Source organism: Aurantibacter sp., from assembly GCF_039941195.1.
GTDB lineage: Bacteria > Bacteroidota > Bacteroidia > Flavobacteriales > Flavobacteriaceae > Aurantibacter_A.
On record NZ_JBDVFA010000039.1, the window covers coordinates 39461 to 58578 of the forward strand.

The following is a 19118-nucleotide window of genomic DNA, read 5'->3' on the forward strand; positions in this document are numbered from 1 at the left end:
CTAATATATTCGAAAATCAGATATGCCAGAATCAGACGAGTGACCATCCCCATCTTTCGTTACTATTTTCCAATAATATACGGTATTCGCCTCCACACTTACTTTTTGTTCTGTAACATTAGCATCTACCGTAGATAATACAGCAATAGGCGGTGTAACGGTATCAAAATAAATATCATACCCCTCAATATCATTATCCAAATCTGACCCTGCCCAACTTAAAGTTATTTCGTTATTAATGTCTTTAAAAAGCGAAACCCCAATTTCAGGAGAAATAATTTCTGCCGCAAAGGGTGGCCGAGATGTTTCAGTACCCGCATTATAAAATTGCCACGTTGCACTCGATACTTTTTGAGTTACTTGCGCATTAGATGAAAGAACCACCCAAGAGAAAGCCGCTCCTTTTAACAATGGTAACCGCGCTGATAATGCTCCGGTACTAATAGTTTGAGTGGAATTTGCATCAATATTTGTCACGCGTAATTCATATGAATCAGTATTGTTAGCTTTTTGCCATTTAAAATCCACTTCTCGCGTAGTAGCACTTACATCATTACCTACAGTACATTCCGAATTCTTGTTAGGAAATACCAAAAGTGTGGCTTCTGGCGGATTGGCAGGATCACTTTTTTTGCAACTAACTATCACAATAAAGGCCAATAAAATTAGCTTATATATTCTCATAGCTTAATCAGTTTAGAAGTTCCATTAACATTCTCCCCTTCAAAACGCACATAATATATACCTGACGGCAAATCAATTAATTCGATTTTAACTTCATCAGTTTCTTTTGTGAATACTTTATTTTTCACCTTCCTACCATCTTCAGCAAAAATAACGACGTTGATATTTTTACTTGGACCACCCAAATATATTTTCGTGAATTCACTTGCCGGATTCGGATAGACGATTACCGCTGTAGAATTTATAAAAACCTCCTCGTGAATACCTTGACAAACTAACAATGTAGATACTTTTAAGGTATTCACCCCTTCCTTAAGTTGTAAAGACACTTCCGATTGCTCTGTAGTTATCGAGCTTCCGTTAAAATCAATTATATATGATTGAGAACCTTGTAAATTTAACACCACACTTTCACCATCAATAGCTGTCTTTGCAGACACACTTAATGGATTAGGCTCGGTTACCACTACTTCAAAACATTGTTCAACATAATTAATTGTTCCTTCCGTAGCTGTAACACATACGATATAGATACCCGCTGCCAATCCAGTAATCGAATACGAATCAGTAAAACTTTCCGTAGTATTTACACCTTTTCCAATTGTTGTAACTTCATAGGCCAGAGTCGTATTCGTTTCAATACTTATTTGGCCATCATCATTTGATATACAGGATTCACTTTGTGATGTTACTGTAAAATTATCTTTTTCAAAAAGCAATACTGCACATCCACTAGCGTCTACGGTTGCGCCTTCTTCGGTACCCAGACAAAGGTCATCTCCATCATCAAAGACACCGTCATTATCAGCATCAGGTCTAAATTCTCCTTCTATACAGATGTCTAAGGAAAATGATTTTAAAACACCACCATCGGATGCGGCAGCATCACTAACTTGAAGTATCCATTCCCCATAAATAGATTCGCCATTAAATGAACTTAGACTTCCTATGGGACGTACAACTCCTGAAATAGCTGGATCCGCACCACAAGTAAAATCGGCGGCTTCATCATCGAAAGTAGCAGAAATATTATCAGAAGCTCCACAAGTATTCGATATTAAGAAAACTGTAGTTCCAGCTGGTGAAGTTAAACTTACCGATATATCTGATAAAAAAGAATGGTCAATATCTAAATTCACATTAATATCAGACAACGGCAAATCTTCAAAAAAAGAAATCTTAGATGTAATTGTAGGTGTGCCGATTGCCGATATTTCTTGAGGTAAATCTATAGCAGATTTAGAATCACAATTAAATTCAATAGTTGTAAAACTAAACGGTGTACTAAAATTACCCTCACCACAAGTATTAATCGGTTTTACACGCCAGTAATATGTCTCTTCGTGCTCTAAGTTTAATGGTAAATATGTGCTTTCTTCTTGAATTACAGTTTCTATAATATCTGTGAAAAGCTCATCAGCAGCAATCTCTACTTCGTAAGTACTGTATGAATCGTCGGCCACCCATTGCAATTCTGAGCTTACCGAAGCATCTACAGCAGCATCTAAAGGAGCGCTCAAAACTACCTCTGTAAATACATTATCATTTATATCTAAATCTAATGTTACCTTTTTAGACAAGGTGGCAGAAGTTGCAATCAACACGACTTCATAATTATCCTCAAGAACGTTCTCTGTATTGGCCATTACCACATCTATTGTCGAATTTATTGTAGCTGTTGGAGGGGTAAACGTTACCACCAAATTCTCAGGGGCAGCAAAAACACTAAAAGTAACCTCTTCATCAAAGCCTAAATACGTTTCATAATCGAACGAGGTTGTTACCGTGTTTGGCTGACAAACGTCGTATTCTACTTCTGAAAAATGCAATACCATTTCTGATGCAACAATTTCGAAATTAGCTGCATTAACTGCTAAGAAAATATTATCATTGGCTTTAACCATTATTCTAGCAGTCGTCGTTGGCGTACCAGGAACAATAAATTTATGTGATCCATTATTCGGAATTCCTGTCGCTAAAGTTCTTGGATAGGTTAAACCGCCATCCAAAGACAAAAGGACATCAACAGCCACTGCATTAACTGGTGCTTTATCTGTATTAGCTACGTCCCAAGTCACCTGCATAACTGATCCCGCTACATGCGATTCAGCTACTTCTTGTGAGGTAACAGCAAAAGGGCCTGCATTATTCACAACAGAAACATGAACAAGATCAGCTTCAACCTGACCGCCCCCAATAGCATTATCTCGAACAGTAAGTGCAAAATTCATATCGCGCTCAATATCAGAAACTGTTTCCCATGCAGAATTTATCGCTGGCATAGTTTGCGTTAAGTTTCCTGAAAGGATACGAGTCAATTTAGGAAAATATCGCACTGAATCTATACTTGGTCTTTGCGATCTAAAATTTGCGCCACTCGGATTATTCGGCCCAAAAGTGGCTTGTGTTATTATTCCATCATCAATTTGCTCCCAGGTATAGGTTAAAATATCATCAGTATCAACATCAGAAGCTGACCCAGTAAGCACAAAAGCGGTGGATTTAGGTATTACAAAATTTCCGGTCGGCACTATCGTTGGTGGATTATTAACTAAAGGTGTAATGGCGGGACAACTTATACTCTCTAAATAATCTGATATTTGAACGATGCTATTATAGTGAAAATAATCATCGCCACTAGAAGCAACATTATCAGCACCTGAAATACCAGCATAACCCATAATTGTTGTTCCACTACCAGGCTCTGTTTGTACAGGAGTATCCTCATCATCAAAGGACCAGGTATGATTCGCTCCCAATTGGTGCCCCATTTCATGGGCTACATAATCCAAATCATAGGCATCCCCTACAGGATCAGGGTGTGATGCAAAGGCACTTCCTTTTCTATTATCAATACAAACCGTGCCCACAAAACCAGCATTTCCATTCGCTGCATCCTTATGAAACAAATGACCTATATCATAATTAGCTGCACCAATCTCCGTGTTTAATGTGGTTTGTGTTTGTGCAGTTAAATTAGCTCCATAGGGATCAGTTGCCGCGTCTAAATAAATCACCTCATCTGTATTCGCTACTAACTCTAAGGTTACCGCTAAATCAGATTCAAATATTTCATTAACTCGAGTAACCGTAGCATTAATGGCTGCTAATGCGCTTGCAACTGTGCCGCCATGGTATTGCGTGTATTCACCGGTTGCTGAAACAGCTAGCCTCAACTTTCTTAAGACTTGTCCATCAACAGGTTTTGCTGCACTTGCTATTTTAGTACCTTTAATTATGCTGGCCTTCGTTAAGCAAATAAAATCTGTCTCTTTTTTAGCATTCGAATCTCTAGTATAAACTACATAGTTATCTTCGGCCACTTTTTGCATAAATGTGCTACTAGCACCATTGGCATGCCTTATCATAGCCTGAACACCATCATGAGAAACACTAAACCGTAGCTTATCTCCACTTTGATCTAAACTATAACCAGTGTACGATTTTATTGTTGGATATTTCTCAGAAAGTTTTGCAGACAATACTGGTGTTTCTACAACTTCAAAACCCACCAAATTACCATCAACATCAGGAAAATAAACTGTATTAGAATTTTTTTGAGCGACAGATATCTCACTCAAAGTTCTAGAAAAGTCACTTACACTTAATGAAAAGCGCAAGCCCTCTTCAATATCAAGAAGCGCCATACGTTTTTCTGCTTTTGCCTTTTGCTTTGATGTCGCTGTCCAATAGTTACTTTGAGCAGATCCGTAAAAGGACAGAAATAATATGGTAATTGAAAAAACTAAACGTAATTTTACAACCATAATGGGGGCTTAGCCATCTTCAAAGATAAAACTTTTATCCTTTTCCTATTGTGAACATAGTTCAAAACATTTTAAAGTACGATAAACAGGAAGAAACAGCCATAACCATAGGCACTTTTGACGGAGTGCATATAGGGCATCGCATGATTTTAGAACGTTTAATTTCTCATACTGAAAATACGCCATTAAAGTCTACTTTAATAACTTTTTTCCCGCATCCTCGAATTGTACTTCAAAAGGATTCAGACATCAAACTCCTTACCACAATTGATGAAAAGACAAAAATTCTTGAAAATTTAGGGCTCGACCAACTCATTGTACATCCTTTTACGAAAGAATTTTCAAGACTCTCTGCCACAGAATTTGTTCGCGATTTATTGGTAAATAAATTAAAAGCAAAAAAGATTGTTATTGGATACGACCATCGTTTTGGACGAAACCGAAATGCAAACATTAACGATTTAATTACTTTTGGAAGTACATTTGGTTTTGCCGTTGATGAAATTCCAGCCCAAGAGATAGATGAAATTTCAGTAAGCTCAACAAAAATTAGGCGAGCACTCGAAGAGGGTGATATTGAAACCGCCAACGCTTATTTAGGTTATCCTTATATGCTTACAGGCGTAGTTAAAAAAGGAAAAGGTTTAGGCAGACAATTAAATTTTCCCACTGCTAATATTTTCATTGAAGAATCTTATAAATTAATTCCTACAAATGGAGTTTATGTAGTAAACGCCGAAATTAACGGTACACTGGTTTCTGGCATGATGAATATTGGTCACAATCCTACCGTAAATGACACGCAAAATGCCAGCATTCGAGGTAATATTGAAGTTCATTTTTTCGATTTTGATCAAAATCTTTACGACCAAACTATCCAAATAAATATCCTACATCGAATAAGAGATGAACGAAAATTCGATTCTGTAGAAGCGCTTAAAACTCAATTAACAAAAGACAAAGAAACTTCACGTCAATTTTTGTCGAGCTAAGAGACTTTTGAAATGGTCAACAAAATTCTTTATACCAAAATTGATAATAGCCCATTAATTATATTCAGAATATTCTTTGGACTCTTAATCGCCTTAGAATCCTATGGAGCTATTATTACTGGCTGGGTAAGAAACACCCTCGTAGACCCAATATTCACTTTTAATTTTATTGGTTTTGATTGGCTCCAACCGCTACCGGGTATCGGAATGTACGTTTACTTTTTTGTAATGGGGACTTTTGGTTTACTCGTTATGCTTGGCTTCAAATATCGATTTAGCATGATAAGCTTCACCATTTTATGGGCTGGAGTGTATTTTATGCAAAAAACCTCTTACAACAACCATTATTATTTATTGCTTTTAATATCGCTAATAATGTGTTTCTTCCCAGCGAACGAAAGCCATTCATTAGATGTAAAAAAGAATCCAAATTTAAAAAGTGATTCGATGTATTCGTATGTAAAATGGATTGTCATTTTACAGCTTTTTATCGTCTATACTTATGCATCGGTAGCCAAAATATATGGCGACTGGCTCGACTTTAGCTTTGTAAAACTATTAATGTCAGGAAAGGCACATTATTATGTAATAGGCGATATTCTACAAAAACCCTATATACATAAAATCATAGGTTTTACTGGCATTATATTCGACCTTTTAATTGTTCCTGCACTATTATATAAACCCACTAGAAAGATTGCGTTTTTAATTTCAATCTTTTTTCACATGTTTAATTCTATTGTTTTCCAAATTGGTATTTTCCCCTATTTATCATTAGCTTTTACAGTGTTCTTTTTTGACCCAGAAACTATTAGAAGTATATTTTTTAAAAAGAAAACGCCATTTAAATCAAAAGACATAACAATTCCGACTTACAAAAATCTACTCGTAGTTGTAGCTGGAATATATTTTTGCATTCAAATAATCTTACCCATTCGTCATCATTTTATTAAAGACGATGTTTTATGGACTGAAGAAGGTCATCGTTTAAGTTGGAGGATGATGTTGCGAAGTAAAAGTGGACGAATATCCTTTAAGGTTGTAAATAATAAAACCAACAAGGCAACAATCGTTAAATTAAATGAATACTTATCCAAAAAACAACGCCGAAGAATAGGAAGTAATCCCGATTTTATTTGGCAATTCGCCCAGCGTATAAAAAAAGAATACGCTGAAAAAGGTGACGATATTTCAATATATGCTAACTCAAAAGTAAGCGTAAACGGAAAACCATTCCAAACCTTTATTGACCCTAATGCAGATTTAGCGAAGGTAGAATGGAATTATTTTTGGCATAATGAATGGATTCTTCCTTCCAAAGCAGAATAAATATTCTGATTAACTTAAATTTGCCCTTTTAAATATTACATATCAATGTTACAGTTACAGGTAATTCGCGATAATAAAGATGAAATCATCAAAGCTTTAAATAAGCGCAAAATTGATGCAGATTCATTGCTTAGCAATGTGCTGCAACTCGATGAAAAAAGACGCACCACTCAAACTAAATTAGATACTATTCTAGCAGAAAGCAACAAGCTTTCTAAAGAAATAGGAGGCCTATTTAAAAGTGGAAAAGCTGCCGAAGCGAATGTTTTAAAAGAAAAGACTGGGGCTTTAAAAGAAGAATCAAAACAATTAGGGGATGATTTAAATGTAACTGCGGAAGAATTACAAAATTTACTTTATCAAATTCCGAATGTGCCGCACGACTCAGTCCCGACAGGTACTACAGAAGAGGATAACGAGGAGATTTACAAAGAAGGAGATATTCCCGTATTGAATACAGATGCCTTGCCACATTGGGAACTAGCAAAGAAATACGATATCATCGATTTTGAATTGGGGGTTAAAATTTCAGGGGCAGGTTTCCCTGTTTACAAAGGAAAAGGTGCACGCTTACAACGTGCGTTAATATCTTACTTTTTAGATAAAAATACTGCTGCTGGTTATACCGAAATTCAAGTACCACATTTGGTAAATGAAGCCTCTGGTTTAGGCACAGGACAATTACCCGATAAAGAAGGGCAAATGTATCATGTAACGGCAGATGATTTGTATTTAATACCAACTGCAGAAGTTCCGGTAACCAATATTTTTAGAGACGTTATTGTAAATAAAGATGAGTTTCCTATTCGCTACACGGGTTATACGCCTTGTTTTAGACGTGAAGCCGGTAGTTATGGTGCGCATGTTAGAGGCCTGAATAGATTACATCAATTTGACAAAGTTGAGATTGTACGTGTTGAACACCCAGATAATTCTTATGCTGCTCTAGATGGCATGGTTGATCATGTAAAAGAAATTCTTCGCGAATTAAATTTACCCTATCGAATTTTAAGACTTTGTAGTGGAGATTTAGGTTTTACCGCCGCACTTACTTATGACTTTGAAGTTTTTTCTACTGCCCAAGACCGTTGGCTAGAAATTAGTTCTGTTTCTAATTTTGAAACATACCAGGCAAATAGACTAAAATTACGTTTCAAAGACGAAAATGGAAAAAGCCAACTTGCACATACACTTAACGGGAGCTCTTTAGCACTACCACGTGTTTTAGCTGGTATACTAGAAAACTGTCAAACAGCTGATGGAATAAAAATTCCTGAAGTTTTGATTCCGTATTGTGGTTTTGACACTATTGATTAGTAAGTCTTTAACACCCACATTACCCATTCTACGTATCTTTACAAAAAACCCGTACTTGAGATTTTTCATCTTTCTTTTCGTTTTTTGTTCACTGCAAACTATTGTGGCCCAAGAAGATTTTCTTGCCAAGCAGTATTTTAATGATGGTGAATTTGAAAAATCGGTTGTTTTTTATGAAAAACTGGTTAAAAAAAGCCCACGTAGGACTGATTATGCAACTGGTTTGATAAAATGTTATCAGCAACTCGAACGTTATGAAGATGCTGAAAACCTTCTAATAGAACAGTTAAAAGACAAAAACACCTACCCTACCTTTATCATTGAGCTCGGTTACAATTACGCACTACAAAACAACAGTAGCAAAGCCAACGAGTACTATCAAAAAGCAATTGACAAAATAAATGAAAATGCCAATTTTGGTTATGGTCTAGGACTTCGATTTCAAAAATATGCGCTCTTAGATTATGCCGCAAAAGCCTTTATAAAGGCAATGGAATTGAATCCACAATTAGATTACAATTTTCAATTAGCCAAAATATATGGTGAGGAAGGCCAAATTGAAAAGATGTACACATCTTATTTAAAATTAATTAGTGAGGGTAAAGTTTCACAATCGCGTGTACTCCGTAGCATAGATGATTTTGTGAGCGAAGATGCTGAAAACATAAACAACCTCCTTTTAAAAAAAGTGTTATTAACCAATGCACAGAAAAACCCAGATCCGCTTTGGAACGAATTATTGAGTTGGCTATTTGTTCGTCAAAAACAATATGGTAGCGCCTTTCGACAAGAAAAGGCAATTTTTAAACGTACAGATGGTGCCACAATTGAACGTCTTAATATGTTAGCGATAACCGCGTCTGAAAATGAGGATATAGAAACTGCCAAAGAAGTTTATCAATATATAATAGACAATGCCTTTGATGAAGTCATTAAATTACATGCTCAATTAGACTTCATTGCTTTAGAATCTTTAGACGCGGATGAGAAATCAATTGAGCAAATACAAAAAAAATACGACCAGTTAATCACTCAATATGGTTATGAAAATCAGACTTTACAATTACAAGTGGATTATGCTAACTTTTTAACTTTTACACAAAATACACCAGAAGCTGCTATTGTTATTCTAAAAAAAAGTTTAGAATTACCTTTAAACACGCGTGGTTCTGCATTTGTTAAAATGGCACTTGCAGACATATTGGTCTACAATAAAAAATTTAACGAGGCATTAATCTACTATTCTCAAATTCAGAAGCGTTTAAAAAATGATGTATTAGGACAAAATGCTCGTTTTAAAGTTGCACAAACTAGCTTTTATAAGGGCGACTTTGACTGGGCCTTAACACAGTTGAAAGTTTTAAGAAGTTCAACTTCTCAATTAATTGCTAATGACGCTATGCAGTTAAGCCTGTTAATCTCTGACAATTCTTTGGAAGATTCAACGCAAACTGCGCTAAAAAAATATGCACGAGCAGACCTTTTGGCTTATCAAAACAAAGACAAAGAGTCTATAGCTGTTTTAGATGATATTCTCGAAAACCATAAAGGTGAAAAAATTGAAGATGAAGCTTTATTAAAACAAGGAAAACTTTTAGAAAAACAAAAAGAATTTCAAGCCGCGATTTTTAATTATACTAAAATAATAGAATTTTATGCGGATGGTATTTTAGCTGACGACGCTTATTATAACTTGGGTGAACTATATCGTTCAGAATTGAACGAACCCGCGAAAGCTATGCAAGCGTATGAAAAAATAATATACAATTATCAGGACAGTTATTTTTTTCCGCAAGCAAGAAGACACTTTAGAGAACTTAGAGGTGATAGTATAAATTAGGTTTCACAATAACCACTCAACCTCGGTGAATATAAAATACAATTAATGTACATCTACAACGTAACAACTAACATAGACGAATCTGCACATTCAGCATGGCTAAAATGGATGCAAGAAATCCATATCCCCGCCGTACTTGCAACGGGTAAATTTACAAGTGCTAAAATGAGTCGTGTTTTGATTGAAGAAGAAATGGGTGGCTTTACTTATTCTGTTCAATACAGTGTTAGTAACAAAGAAACGCTAGAAAAGTATTACGCTGATGACGCACCAGAATTACGAAATCAGGTTGCAAAACTATTTCCAAATAAATTTGTTTCTTTTAGAACCGAAATGGAAATAGTAAGCGAACACTAAGAAACACTTTTCAATGGCCAAACACAGAAAATCATTTAAAAAACCAAAACATGAAGGTCCTGTTCAGGCTAAAAAGCATCTTGGACAACATTTCTTAAAAGATGAGGAAATTGCTGCTAAAATAGCTGACACGCTTACCTTTAACGACTATAAGAATGTTATTGAAATTGGCCCAGGAACTGGCGTATTAACAAAGTATATTTTACAAAACGTAGTAAATTTAGTCGCAATGGATCTCGACCGAGAATCCATAGCCTACCTAAATTCGAATTTTGAATTAGAAAATCCTTTAGAAAAAAAAGGAAATATTACAGTACTGGAAGCTGATTTTCTAAAATTCGACCTATTATTATTATTTAAAAATGAACAATTTGCAATTACAGGAAACTTCCCGTACAATATTTCTACGCAAATAGTTTTTAAAATGCTCGAAATAAAAGAATACGTTCCGGAGTTTACAGGAATGTTTCAAAAAGAGGTCGCTGCACGTATTTGTTCCACAAATGGAAGCAAAGCTTATGGCATATTATCTGTTTATGCACAGGCTTTTTATGACGCAGAATATTTATTTACAGTTCCGCCAGATGTATTTGACCCTCCGCCAAAAGTAGACTCTGGTGTTTTGCGATTAACCCGTAAAAAAGAGTTTAAACTTCCTATTGATGAAACATTGTTTCTCCGTGTTATAAAAACAGCTTTCAACCAACGAAGAAAAACGTTACGAAATAGTTTAAAATCGTTCGCACTTTCAAATAATTTAAAAGAAGATACTATCTTTACGCTTCGACCAGAGCAATTAACAGTTGCCGATTTTGTTGGGCTAACAGAGAAGATAGCAAATGACACCCTTTAAACTCACAGACGACTTATTAGAAGAAATTCAGCAACTAATTAGAGACCAACAGGACTCCCGATTGGAAGCACTTATGGACAACGTCCATTACGCCGATGTTGCTGAAATTGCCGATGAATTAGAGACTGAGCAAGCTACCTACCTCATAAAGCTCTTGGATAGTGATAAAACTTCTGATGTTTTAACAGAGCTCGATGAGGATGTTCGTGAATCTATTCTAAGTAACCTTTCTTCTAAGGAAATTGCAGAAGAACTCGATGAATTAGATACCGATGACGCCGCAGATATAATTGCTGAATTACCTGATGACATCGTACAAGAAGTAATCTCTGAAATAGAAGACAGAGAACACGCAAAAGACATTGTAGACCTTTTACGTTATGATGAAAATTCTGCCGGTGGACTTATGGCAAAAGAGCTTGTTAAAGTCTATGAACATTGGAATGTTACTACTTGCGTTACTGAAATGCGTGCACAAGCAGAAAATGTAACCAGAGTACACTCAATCTACGTAGTTGACAGTGAAGAAAAGCTTATGGGTCGACTTTCCCTAAAAGACCTTTTAACGACTTCTACTAGCTCACATATTCGAGATGTATATATTTCAAATGTAGATTATGTAAATGTTAATGAGAAGCCGGAAGAAGTCGCTAAAATAATGTCTAAATACGATCTTGAAGCCATTCCAGTTGTTGATGAAATAGGAAGATTGGTTGGTCGTATTACCATTGATGATATTGTAGATGTTATTAGAGAAGAGGCTGAAAAGGATTATCAAATGGCAGCGGGTATTTCACAAGATGTGGAAGCTGATGATACCATTTGGGAACTTACTAGAGCTAGGCTTCCTTGGTTGTTTTTAGGTTTAGTTGGCGGTGTTGGAGCCGCTGTAATTATGGGCGGATTCGAAGAAATGATCAGCAAACATGCTGTTTTATTCTTCTTCACCCCGCTAATTGCTGCCATGGCAGGGAATGTAGGCGTACAATCAAGTGCTATCATCGTTCAAGGTCTTGCGAATGATGATTTAAAAGGTAGTATTAGTAATAGACTTATTAAAGAAATGTTACTTGCTCTTTTAAATGGAACAATTCTAGCTATTATTCTTTTACTCTTTACTTGGGCTTACAAAGGTCATTTTTTAACGGCTTTAGCCATTTCCATTTCACTTATTGTAGTAATTGTAGTAGCCGGATTTATTGGAACTTTTACGCCCCTCTTTTTACATAAACGTGGTATTGATCCTGCAATAGCAACAGGGCCCTTTATAACTACTAGCAATGATATTTTTGGAATTTTAATCTATTTTTGGATTGCTAAAATTATCTTGGGAATTTAAATTACGCTCAGAAGATTCCTATTTTAATTTTTAATCATGTCCTTTAGATGACTCTTATTAGAAATCATTAAATTGTTTCTTCCTTAAAATTTGAATACATATGAAGGTATTACATGTAAATGTTAACCACCCCCTAATAATAGCACAATTCAATACTTTAGGATTTGAAAACCATGAAGATTACACTTCATCTAAAGAAGAGATTGAACAAAAAATTCATGAATACGACGGATTAATTATTCGTAGTCGTTTTTCTATTGACAAATCTTTTCTAGACAAAGCAGTAAAATTAAAATTTATTGCAAGACTCGGTGCGGGACTAGAAAATATTGACATTAATTATGCAGCCAGGCTCGGCATTTTTCTTGCTGCAGCTCCTGAAGGCAATAGAAATGCCGTTAGTGAACACGCATTAGGGATGCTACTTTCACTGTTTAACAATTTAAACAAAGCAGACAAAGAAGTCCGTTCTGGCAAGTGGGACCGTGAAGGCAACAGAGGAATAGAGCTCGATGGCAAAACAGTAGGAATTATTGGTTACGGCAATATGGGTAAAGCCTTTGCCAAAAAACTTCGAGGTTTCGACATTGAAGTAATATGTTACGACATTAAAGGAGGTGTAGAAGATGAAAATGCCAGACAAGTTGGTATCATGGAATTACAACAAAAGACCGACGTTTTAAGTTTACATATTCCTCAAACCGAACTAACCATTGGTATGATTAATTCTGAATTTATTGAAAAATTCCACAAACCAATCTGGTTATTAAACACTGCTCGTGGTAAAAGCGTTATTTCGAATGATTTAGTTGACGCTTTAAAATCCGGTAAAATATTGGGAGCAGGATTGGATGTTCTTGAATACGAAAAAGCATCTTTTGAAAATATGTTTACAGATCAAAAATTACCTGTAGCTTTTGAATATTTAATCCAAGCAGAAAATGTTATCCTATCCCCGCATGTTGCTGGCTGGACTATAGAAAGTCTTGAAAAACTAGCGCAAACTATAGTCGATAAAATCAAAGAAGAATTTTGCTAAATTTGAAATACCATGAAATACACGGCGGATTCTCCTGAAAAATACATTGACCAGTTGCCTGAAAACAGACAACTTGTAATTTCAAGAATTCGAGATTCAATCAACAAATCTATTCCTAAGGGGTTTCAAGAACAAATGAGCTATGGCATGTTGGGCTGGGTCGTTCCTCATTCGTCATATCCAGATGGCTACCATTGCGACCCGAAATTACCGCTACCATTTATTAATCTTGCATCACAGAAAAATTTTATTGCACTCTACCATTCTGGCATTTATGCCGACCAAAATTTGTACGACTGGTTTGTTTCAGAATACCCTAAATATTGTAAAAGAAAATTAGACATGGGCAAAAGTTGTATTCGATTTAAAGCTATGGATGATATACCCTATGATTTAATCGAAGAATTATGTTCAAAAACAACTGTAAAAGATTGGATTTCTTTATACGAGAAAAATATAAAAAAGAAATAGAAATAAACTTTAGAAACCATTATAATGTATTGATTCTTAAAACTTAAAACTATAAATTATGACAAAAAGGGTAACAGGCTTAGGTGGCTTCTTTTTTAAAACCAAAGACCCAGATGCAATAAAACAATGGTACAAGGACCGATTGGGTTTAAATACGGACCAATACGGGTGTACTTTTTGGTGGAAAGATAAGCAGGGTAAAGATTGCTCTACACAATGGAGCCCGATGAAAGAGGACACACCGTATTTTGAACCCAGCAAAAAGCAATTTATGATGAATTTTAGGGTAGACAATCTAGTAGAACTTTTAGCTACCCTTAAAGAAGAAGGTGTAACCATAGTAGGCGAAATTGAAGTATATGAATACGGTAAATTCGGTTGGATTTTAGATCCTGAAGGCAACAAATTAGAACTTTGGGAGCCTATAGATAAAGCCTTTCAATAATAAACAAATAAATAGTACATTTAGCCAACAAGTATTTGAACAACCAGTAAAACCAAAAATAATGTCAGAAGAGAACAAAGACTTAGGAGATATGGCAGAAGATGCCATGGACGACGCTAAAGGAAAAGCGAGTGAAATGGGCGAAAAAGCGAATGAAAAATTTGAAGATGCAAAAGAAGCAACCAAAGAATTCGCCGAAGATGCCAAAGAAAAAGCGAGTGAATTTGCTGAAGATGCTAAAGAAGCTGCAAGTGACTTTGCTGATGAAGCCAAGAAAACAGCTAATGAATTCTCAGAAAATGCTAAGGAGGCATTTAATGAGATAGGAGGTGAAAATAAAAAACTTCTAGCCGGAATTATAGCAATTGTTTTGGGTTCATTAGGTATTCACAAATTTATACTTGGCTATCAAAAAGAAGGTATCATAATGTTGGTTGTCACTATACTAATAGGTGGTATCACATGTGGAATTGGCGCATCATTAATGGGAATTATCGGATTAATAGAAGGCATAATATACTTAACCAAATCCGATGAAGAATTTTATCAGACTTACCAAGTTGGCAAAAAAACATGGTTTTAAGCAATTAGTAAAAGCCAATTCATTTAGAATTGGCTTTTTTATCACGCTATATTATCGTAATATAGCAATATATAAATATGTAATGGGAATAACAAAATCACAAATATATACTTCTAAACAAAATCAGCTTGCTACAATTTTTAAAGTGCTTGCTCACCCAGGACGGATAGCCATTTTACAATACATAAGCCGCCAAAATGCATGCATTTGCAATGATATTGTTGAAGAAATTGGCCTTGCACAACCCACAATATCTCAACACTTAAAAGAGCTAAAAAGCATCGATTTAATACATGGTGAAATTGAAGGAAAAAAAGTGTGCTACTGTCTTAACCTTGCCAAATGGAAAGAAGTTCAAGATTCGTTGAATTCTTTTTTTAATACTACAAAATTTAATTGCAGCTAATATGAGAAACAATCAAAACATCACTATTAGACCAATGAAGAAAAGCGATTGGAATGCAGTTTCCAAAATTTACGCCGAGGGCATTGCAACTGGAATTGCAACTTTTGAGAAAGAAATACCAACTTACGAATCATGGAATTCATCACATTTAAATACTTGTCGATTAATTGCTGAACAAAATAACACTGTTTTGGGCTGGGCAGCACTTTCTCCCGTCTCTAGTCGATGTGTTTATGGAGGTGTTGCCGAAGTAAGCGTTTATATCAATGCAATATCTAGAGGACAAGGAGTGGGTTCAAAATTAATGCAATCTTTAATTATCTCTAGTGAAAAAGAAGGACTGTGGACCTTGCAATCAGGAATATTTCCAGAAAATATAGGAAGTTGTAAACTGCATAAGAAATCTGGATTTAGATACATCGGCAAGCGTGAACGTGTTGGCAAAATAGATGGTCTTTGGAAAGATAACTTACTTTACGAAAGAAGAAGTACCATAATTGGGGTAGCATAAACAAATACTAATTTAATCCTCATTTTGATTCGCTTCCACAAATTTTCGTTCCAGTTCAGCTTGAAATTCTTCCATTACAGGCTTAACCGTACTTTCCGGTAAATCGGAAATTTTAATATACATTAAACCATCAACCGCATTATTAAATAATGGATCCACATTAAAAGCGATAACTTTCGCATTTTGCTTAATGTATTTCTTTATTAAAACTGGTAAGCGAAGACTACCTGGCTCTACCTCATCAATTAATCTATCAAATTTATTTAGATCAGCAGCAGTTTCATCAAATACAAAATCCTTATCGGCATCAGTCAACTTAACTTTAAATTCTTTTTTAGGTCGTATATATTGTGCTACATAAGGATCCCAATAATTAGATTTCATGAATTCAATCATTAAAGATTTTGAGAAATTTGAGAACTGATTACTTATGCTTACACCGCCAATTAGGTATTTATGTTCTGGATGCCTTAGCGTGGTATGAACAATACCTTTCCATAATAAAAATAATGGCATTGGTTTTTGTTGATATTCCTTTACAATATAAGCTCTACCCATTTCAATAGACTGCTCCATCATTCCAAACAGTTCTGGTTCAAACCTAAAAAGAGCTTGTAGATAAAAACCATCAATGCCATATTTCTTGAAAATCTGAGCTCCTAGGCCCATTCGATATGCACCAACAAGTGCTTTTTCATTACCATCCCAAAGAAAAAGATGATGATAATAGGCATCAAAATCATCCAAATCACTTGAATTATTTGTCCCTTCACCTATCGCCCTAAAAGTCACTTCACGTTGCCTACCTATCTCCTTTAATGTAAATGGCATTTCGTTTGCAGGGGCCAAAAAGACTTCATAATTTTTACTTTGCAAAAGCCTCCTATCTTTTTCACGTAACTTTTCTATCTCCCCCTCTATCACTTCAATTGGGATTGCAGTTGCAATTTTTCGAGGTAATTTAGGAAGCTTTAAAGATGTTGGAATCTGATCTATTAAACGTTCCTTTTCATAAGCATTTGAAAGTATATACGTCTTTTTACGTAACAAATCGGCGAAATCCTCCAGCGATTGTTGCTCACTTTGTGTTTGGACACTTATTGGTTGCCCTATTCTAATCTTAATTGGCCGATTGCGCTGTGAGTATACTTCGGACGGTATTTTAGCGGTTCTAAATATATCGTTCCACTTAGCCATTCGATAAAAAAGCTTACTATTTTTCGCGTGAAAATAAATTGGAACAACAGGAACTTCTGCTTTTCTAATCAATTTTAAGGCCGCTTCTTCCCAAGGCCTGTCTACTATTAATTTGCCCTCCTTTTTCGTAGAAACTTCCCCGGCAGGAAATATACCTAACGGATGTCCATCTTTTAAATGTTGTAGTGCCTTTTTAAAACCTGCCAAACTACTTCTTACATTTTTTCTATTCTCAAAGGGATTAACCGGAATAATATAGGGCTCTATAGGAACCATACGCTGTAAAAGGAAATTTGCCATTATTTTATAATCCGATCGCTGACCAAAAAGCAACCTAAATAGCAAAATACCATCTACTGCACCCAGAGGATGATTCGATATTGTAATATAAGATCCTTTTTTAGGTAAGCGCTTAAAGTCACCTTCAGGAATTTCAAAATCAATTTCGTAATGTTTAAGAATAGCATCAGCATATTCTGAAGCTTCTAAATGTTTTATGGTATCATAAAAAGAATTAATGCTCGATATTCTCGTAACTTTCATAAGCAACCAACTTATAAAAGTACCAACAAACCCGTACTTATCGAGATTAACAGCCTTGGCCACTTCTTTTGCGGTCACTAAACCCATATTACTTGTAAGTTTTAGGTAATAGTAAATATAGGTAAATCAAAAGATTAGTCCTTCACTTTAACAAATAGATTATATCAATAATATATCTATTTCACCACCAACTGTACTGTTTCCGTACCGCGTTGCTCCAACAACACTTGATGACCATTTTGAAGTGAATCTATTGCCTCATCTGTGAAATGACGAATCGTAAAAAGAGATACACTTTCGTAATACACTACTTTGAATCTCCCTTTTAATAAAGGCAATAATTCGTTTAATCGACCAAATCTATTATCCACACAAACAGAAAAACTAATAGCAGAATTTTGTATTAAATCTACTTTCATTTTATACTCATGAAACAATTTAAAAAGCTCACTAATACTGTCTTCAACAATAAAAGAAAAATCTAATGATGATAGTTTCATTAAAACCTGATCTTTTTTAACAATAAAACAAGGAACTTTTGGCTCTATACCTATTCCTTTTCCAACAGTAGTGCCTGGGTTCTTTGGATTCATAAACGATTTCACATGCAACGGAATTTCCTTTTGCTGAAGTGGTTGTAACGTTTTTGGGTGTATTACCGACGCTCCATAGAATGCTAATTCTATAGCCTCGCGATATGATATTTTATTCAGTAATTGTGTCTCATCAAAATATCGAGGATCAGCGTTTAATACTCCAGGAACATCCTTCCAAATAGTAACGGAATTAGCATTTAAACAATAGGCTAATATAGCAGCAGAATAATCGGAACCTTCTCGCCCTAAAGTTGTAGTAAAGTTATTATCATCACTTCCTAAAAACCCTTGGGTTATGTTCAATTTCGTTTGATCAATACCAGCAGTAACCTTTTGCTGCGTCTTCTCCCAATTTACCGATACATCTCGATAACTATTATCCGTCTTGATAAAATCTCTTACATCGAGCCAATTATTTTGAATTCCAATTTCTTCTAAATAAGCACTAATTATAGTAGTAGAAATTAACTCTCCATAACCAACAATTTGATCATAAACAAAATTGTATTTAGGCGATTTATTCCAAGCAATAAAACCTAATACCTCATCAAAAAGTCCCTTAACTTTTTCAAAAATTGGGTGCTTAGCATTTTCAAATAGTTCAATTAAAATAGCATTATGATAATCAATTGATTCTTGTATATTGTTTTTTATGAGTGCTTTATCTTCAAAATAAGCATTTACAATTGCCTCCATGGCATTGGTCGTTTTTCCCATAGCCGAAACAACCAGTAATGTATTTTCATGGCCAGTTTCTTTTAAAACACTTACCAAATTTTTTACTGCATTTGCATCTTTTACTGATGCGCCACCAAATTTAAAAACCCTCATTGTGATTTCTTTATTGTA

General features: G+C 35.2%; 17 protein-coding genes. 13 read left to right on the forward strand and 4 right to left on the reverse strand.

What is annotated here, in order from left to right:
* The gene (locus tag ABJF52_RS07465) at window positions 1–684 is read right to left on the reverse strand and encodes a hypothetical protein (protein WP_348148558.1); all 684 of its coding nucleotides are present in this window, start codon (window positions 682–684) and stop codon (window positions 1–3) included.
* Complete coding sequence (locus ABJF52_RS07470) at window positions 681–4451, reverse strand: reprolysin-like metallopeptidase (RefSeq protein ID WP_348148561.1); 3771 nt, start codon at window positions 4449–4451, stop codon at window positions 681–683. The genes ABJF52_RS07465 and ABJF52_RS07470 overlap by 4 nt, the downstream gene beginning before the upstream one ends.
* A 50-nt stretch (window positions 4452–4501) precedes the next feature.
* Between ABJF52_RS07470 and ABJF52_RS07475 the strand changes: the two genes are divergently transcribed.
* From ABJF52_RS07475 to ABJF52_RS07535, 13 genes are all read left to right on the forward strand, one after another.
* Entirely contained in the window at window positions 4502–5443 is a 942-nt protein-coding gene (locus tag ABJF52_RS07475) for a bifunctional riboflavin kinase/FAD synthetase (RefSeq protein WP_348148564.1), read from the forward strand.
* A 12-nt stretch (window positions 5444–5455) separates the two neighbouring features.
* Window positions 5456–6772 carry an HTTM domain-containing protein gene (locus ABJF52_RS07480; RefSeq protein ID WP_348148567.1) on the forward strand — a complete coding sequence of 439 codons (1317 nt, stop codon included), beginning with the start codon at window positions 5456–5458 and terminating at the stop codon, window positions 6770–6772.
* 45 nt (window positions 6773–6817) lie between these two features.
* Window positions 6818–8089, forward strand: a complete 1272-nt coding sequence (gene serS, locus ABJF52_RS07485; protein WP_348148570.1) for a serine--tRNA ligase — start codon at window positions 6818–6820, stop codon at window positions 8087–8089.
* 55 nt (window positions 8090–8144) lie between these two features.
* Window positions 8145–9929, forward strand: coding sequence for a tetratricopeptide repeat protein (locus ABJF52_RS07490; protein ID WP_348148573.1), 1785 nt, complete (start codon window positions 8145–8147; stop codon window positions 9927–9929).
* Window positions 9930–9974: 45 nt separating this feature from the next.
* Complete coding sequence (locus ABJF52_RS07495) at window positions 9975–10286, forward strand: DUF4286 family protein (RefSeq protein ID WP_348148575.1); 312 nt, start codon at window positions 9975–9977, stop codon at window positions 10284–10286.
* A 13-nt stretch (window positions 10287–10299) separates the two neighbouring features.
* Window positions 10300–11139: a 16S rRNA (adenine(1518)-N(6)/adenine(1519)-N(6))-dimethyltransferase RsmA gene (gene rsmA, locus ABJF52_RS07500; RefSeq protein WP_348148577.1), complete on the forward strand. Its 840-nt coding sequence runs from the start codon at window positions 10300–10302 to the stop codon at window positions 11137–11139.
* Window positions 11126–12478: a magnesium transporter gene (gene mgtE, locus ABJF52_RS07505; protein ID WP_348148580.1), complete on the forward strand. Its 1353-nt coding sequence runs from the start codon at window positions 11126–11128 to the stop codon at window positions 12476–12478. The genes rsmA and mgtE overlap by 14 nt, the downstream gene beginning before the upstream one ends.
* A gap of 100 nt (window positions 12479–12578) precedes the next feature.
* Entirely contained in the window at window positions 12579–13517 is a 939-nt protein-coding gene (locus ABJF52_RS07510) for a 2-hydroxyacid dehydrogenase (RefSeq protein ID WP_348148583.1), read from the forward strand.
* Window positions 13518–13529: 12 nt separating this feature from the next.
* Window positions 13530–13988 (forward strand): DUF1801 domain-containing protein, encoded by a 459-nt coding sequence (locus ABJF52_RS07515; RefSeq protein WP_348148586.1) that lies wholly within the window; start codon window positions 13530–13532, stop codon window positions 13986–13988.
* A gap of 58 nt (window positions 13989–14046) precedes the next feature.
* Window positions 14047–14433: a VOC family protein gene (locus ABJF52_RS07520; RefSeq protein WP_348148589.1), complete on the forward strand. Its 387-nt coding sequence runs from the start codon at window positions 14047–14049 to the stop codon at window positions 14431–14433.
* A gap of 61 nt (window positions 14434–14494) precedes the next feature.
* Window positions 14495–15016 carry an NINE protein gene (locus ABJF52_RS07525; RefSeq protein ID WP_348148592.1) on the forward strand — a complete coding sequence of 174 codons (522 nt, stop codon included), beginning with the start codon at window positions 14495–14497 and terminating at the stop codon, window positions 15014–15016.
* 82 nt (window positions 15017–15098) lie between these two features.
* Window positions 15099–15422, forward strand: coding sequence for a metalloregulator ArsR/SmtB family transcription factor (locus tag ABJF52_RS07530; RefSeq protein WP_348148637.1), 324 nt, complete (start codon window positions 15099–15101; stop codon window positions 15420–15422).
* 1 nt (window position 15423) lies between these two features.
* Window positions 15424–15933 carry an N-acetyltransferase family protein gene (locus ABJF52_RS07535; protein WP_348148594.1) on the forward strand — a complete coding sequence of 170 codons (510 nt, stop codon included), beginning with the start codon at window positions 15424–15426 and terminating at the stop codon, window positions 15931–15933.
* 12 nt (window positions 15934–15945) lie between these two features.
* On the opposite strand, the gene ABJF52_RS07540 is transcribed toward ABJF52_RS07535, so the two are convergent.
* Both ABJF52_RS07540 and ABJF52_RS07545 read right to left on the reverse strand, forming a co-directional pair.
* Window positions 15946–17760: a GNAT family N-acyltransferase gene (locus ABJF52_RS07540; RefSeq protein WP_348148597.1), complete on the reverse strand. Its 1815-nt coding sequence runs from the start codon at window positions 17758–17760 to the stop codon at window positions 15946–15948.
* 89 nt (window positions 17761–17849) lie between these two features.
* Window positions 17850–19100 (reverse strand): aspartate kinase, encoded by a 1251-nt coding sequence (locus ABJF52_RS07545; RefSeq protein WP_348148599.1) that lies wholly within the window; start codon window positions 19098–19100, stop codon window positions 17850–17852.
* Between the last annotated feature and the right edge of the window lie 18 nt (window positions 19101–19118).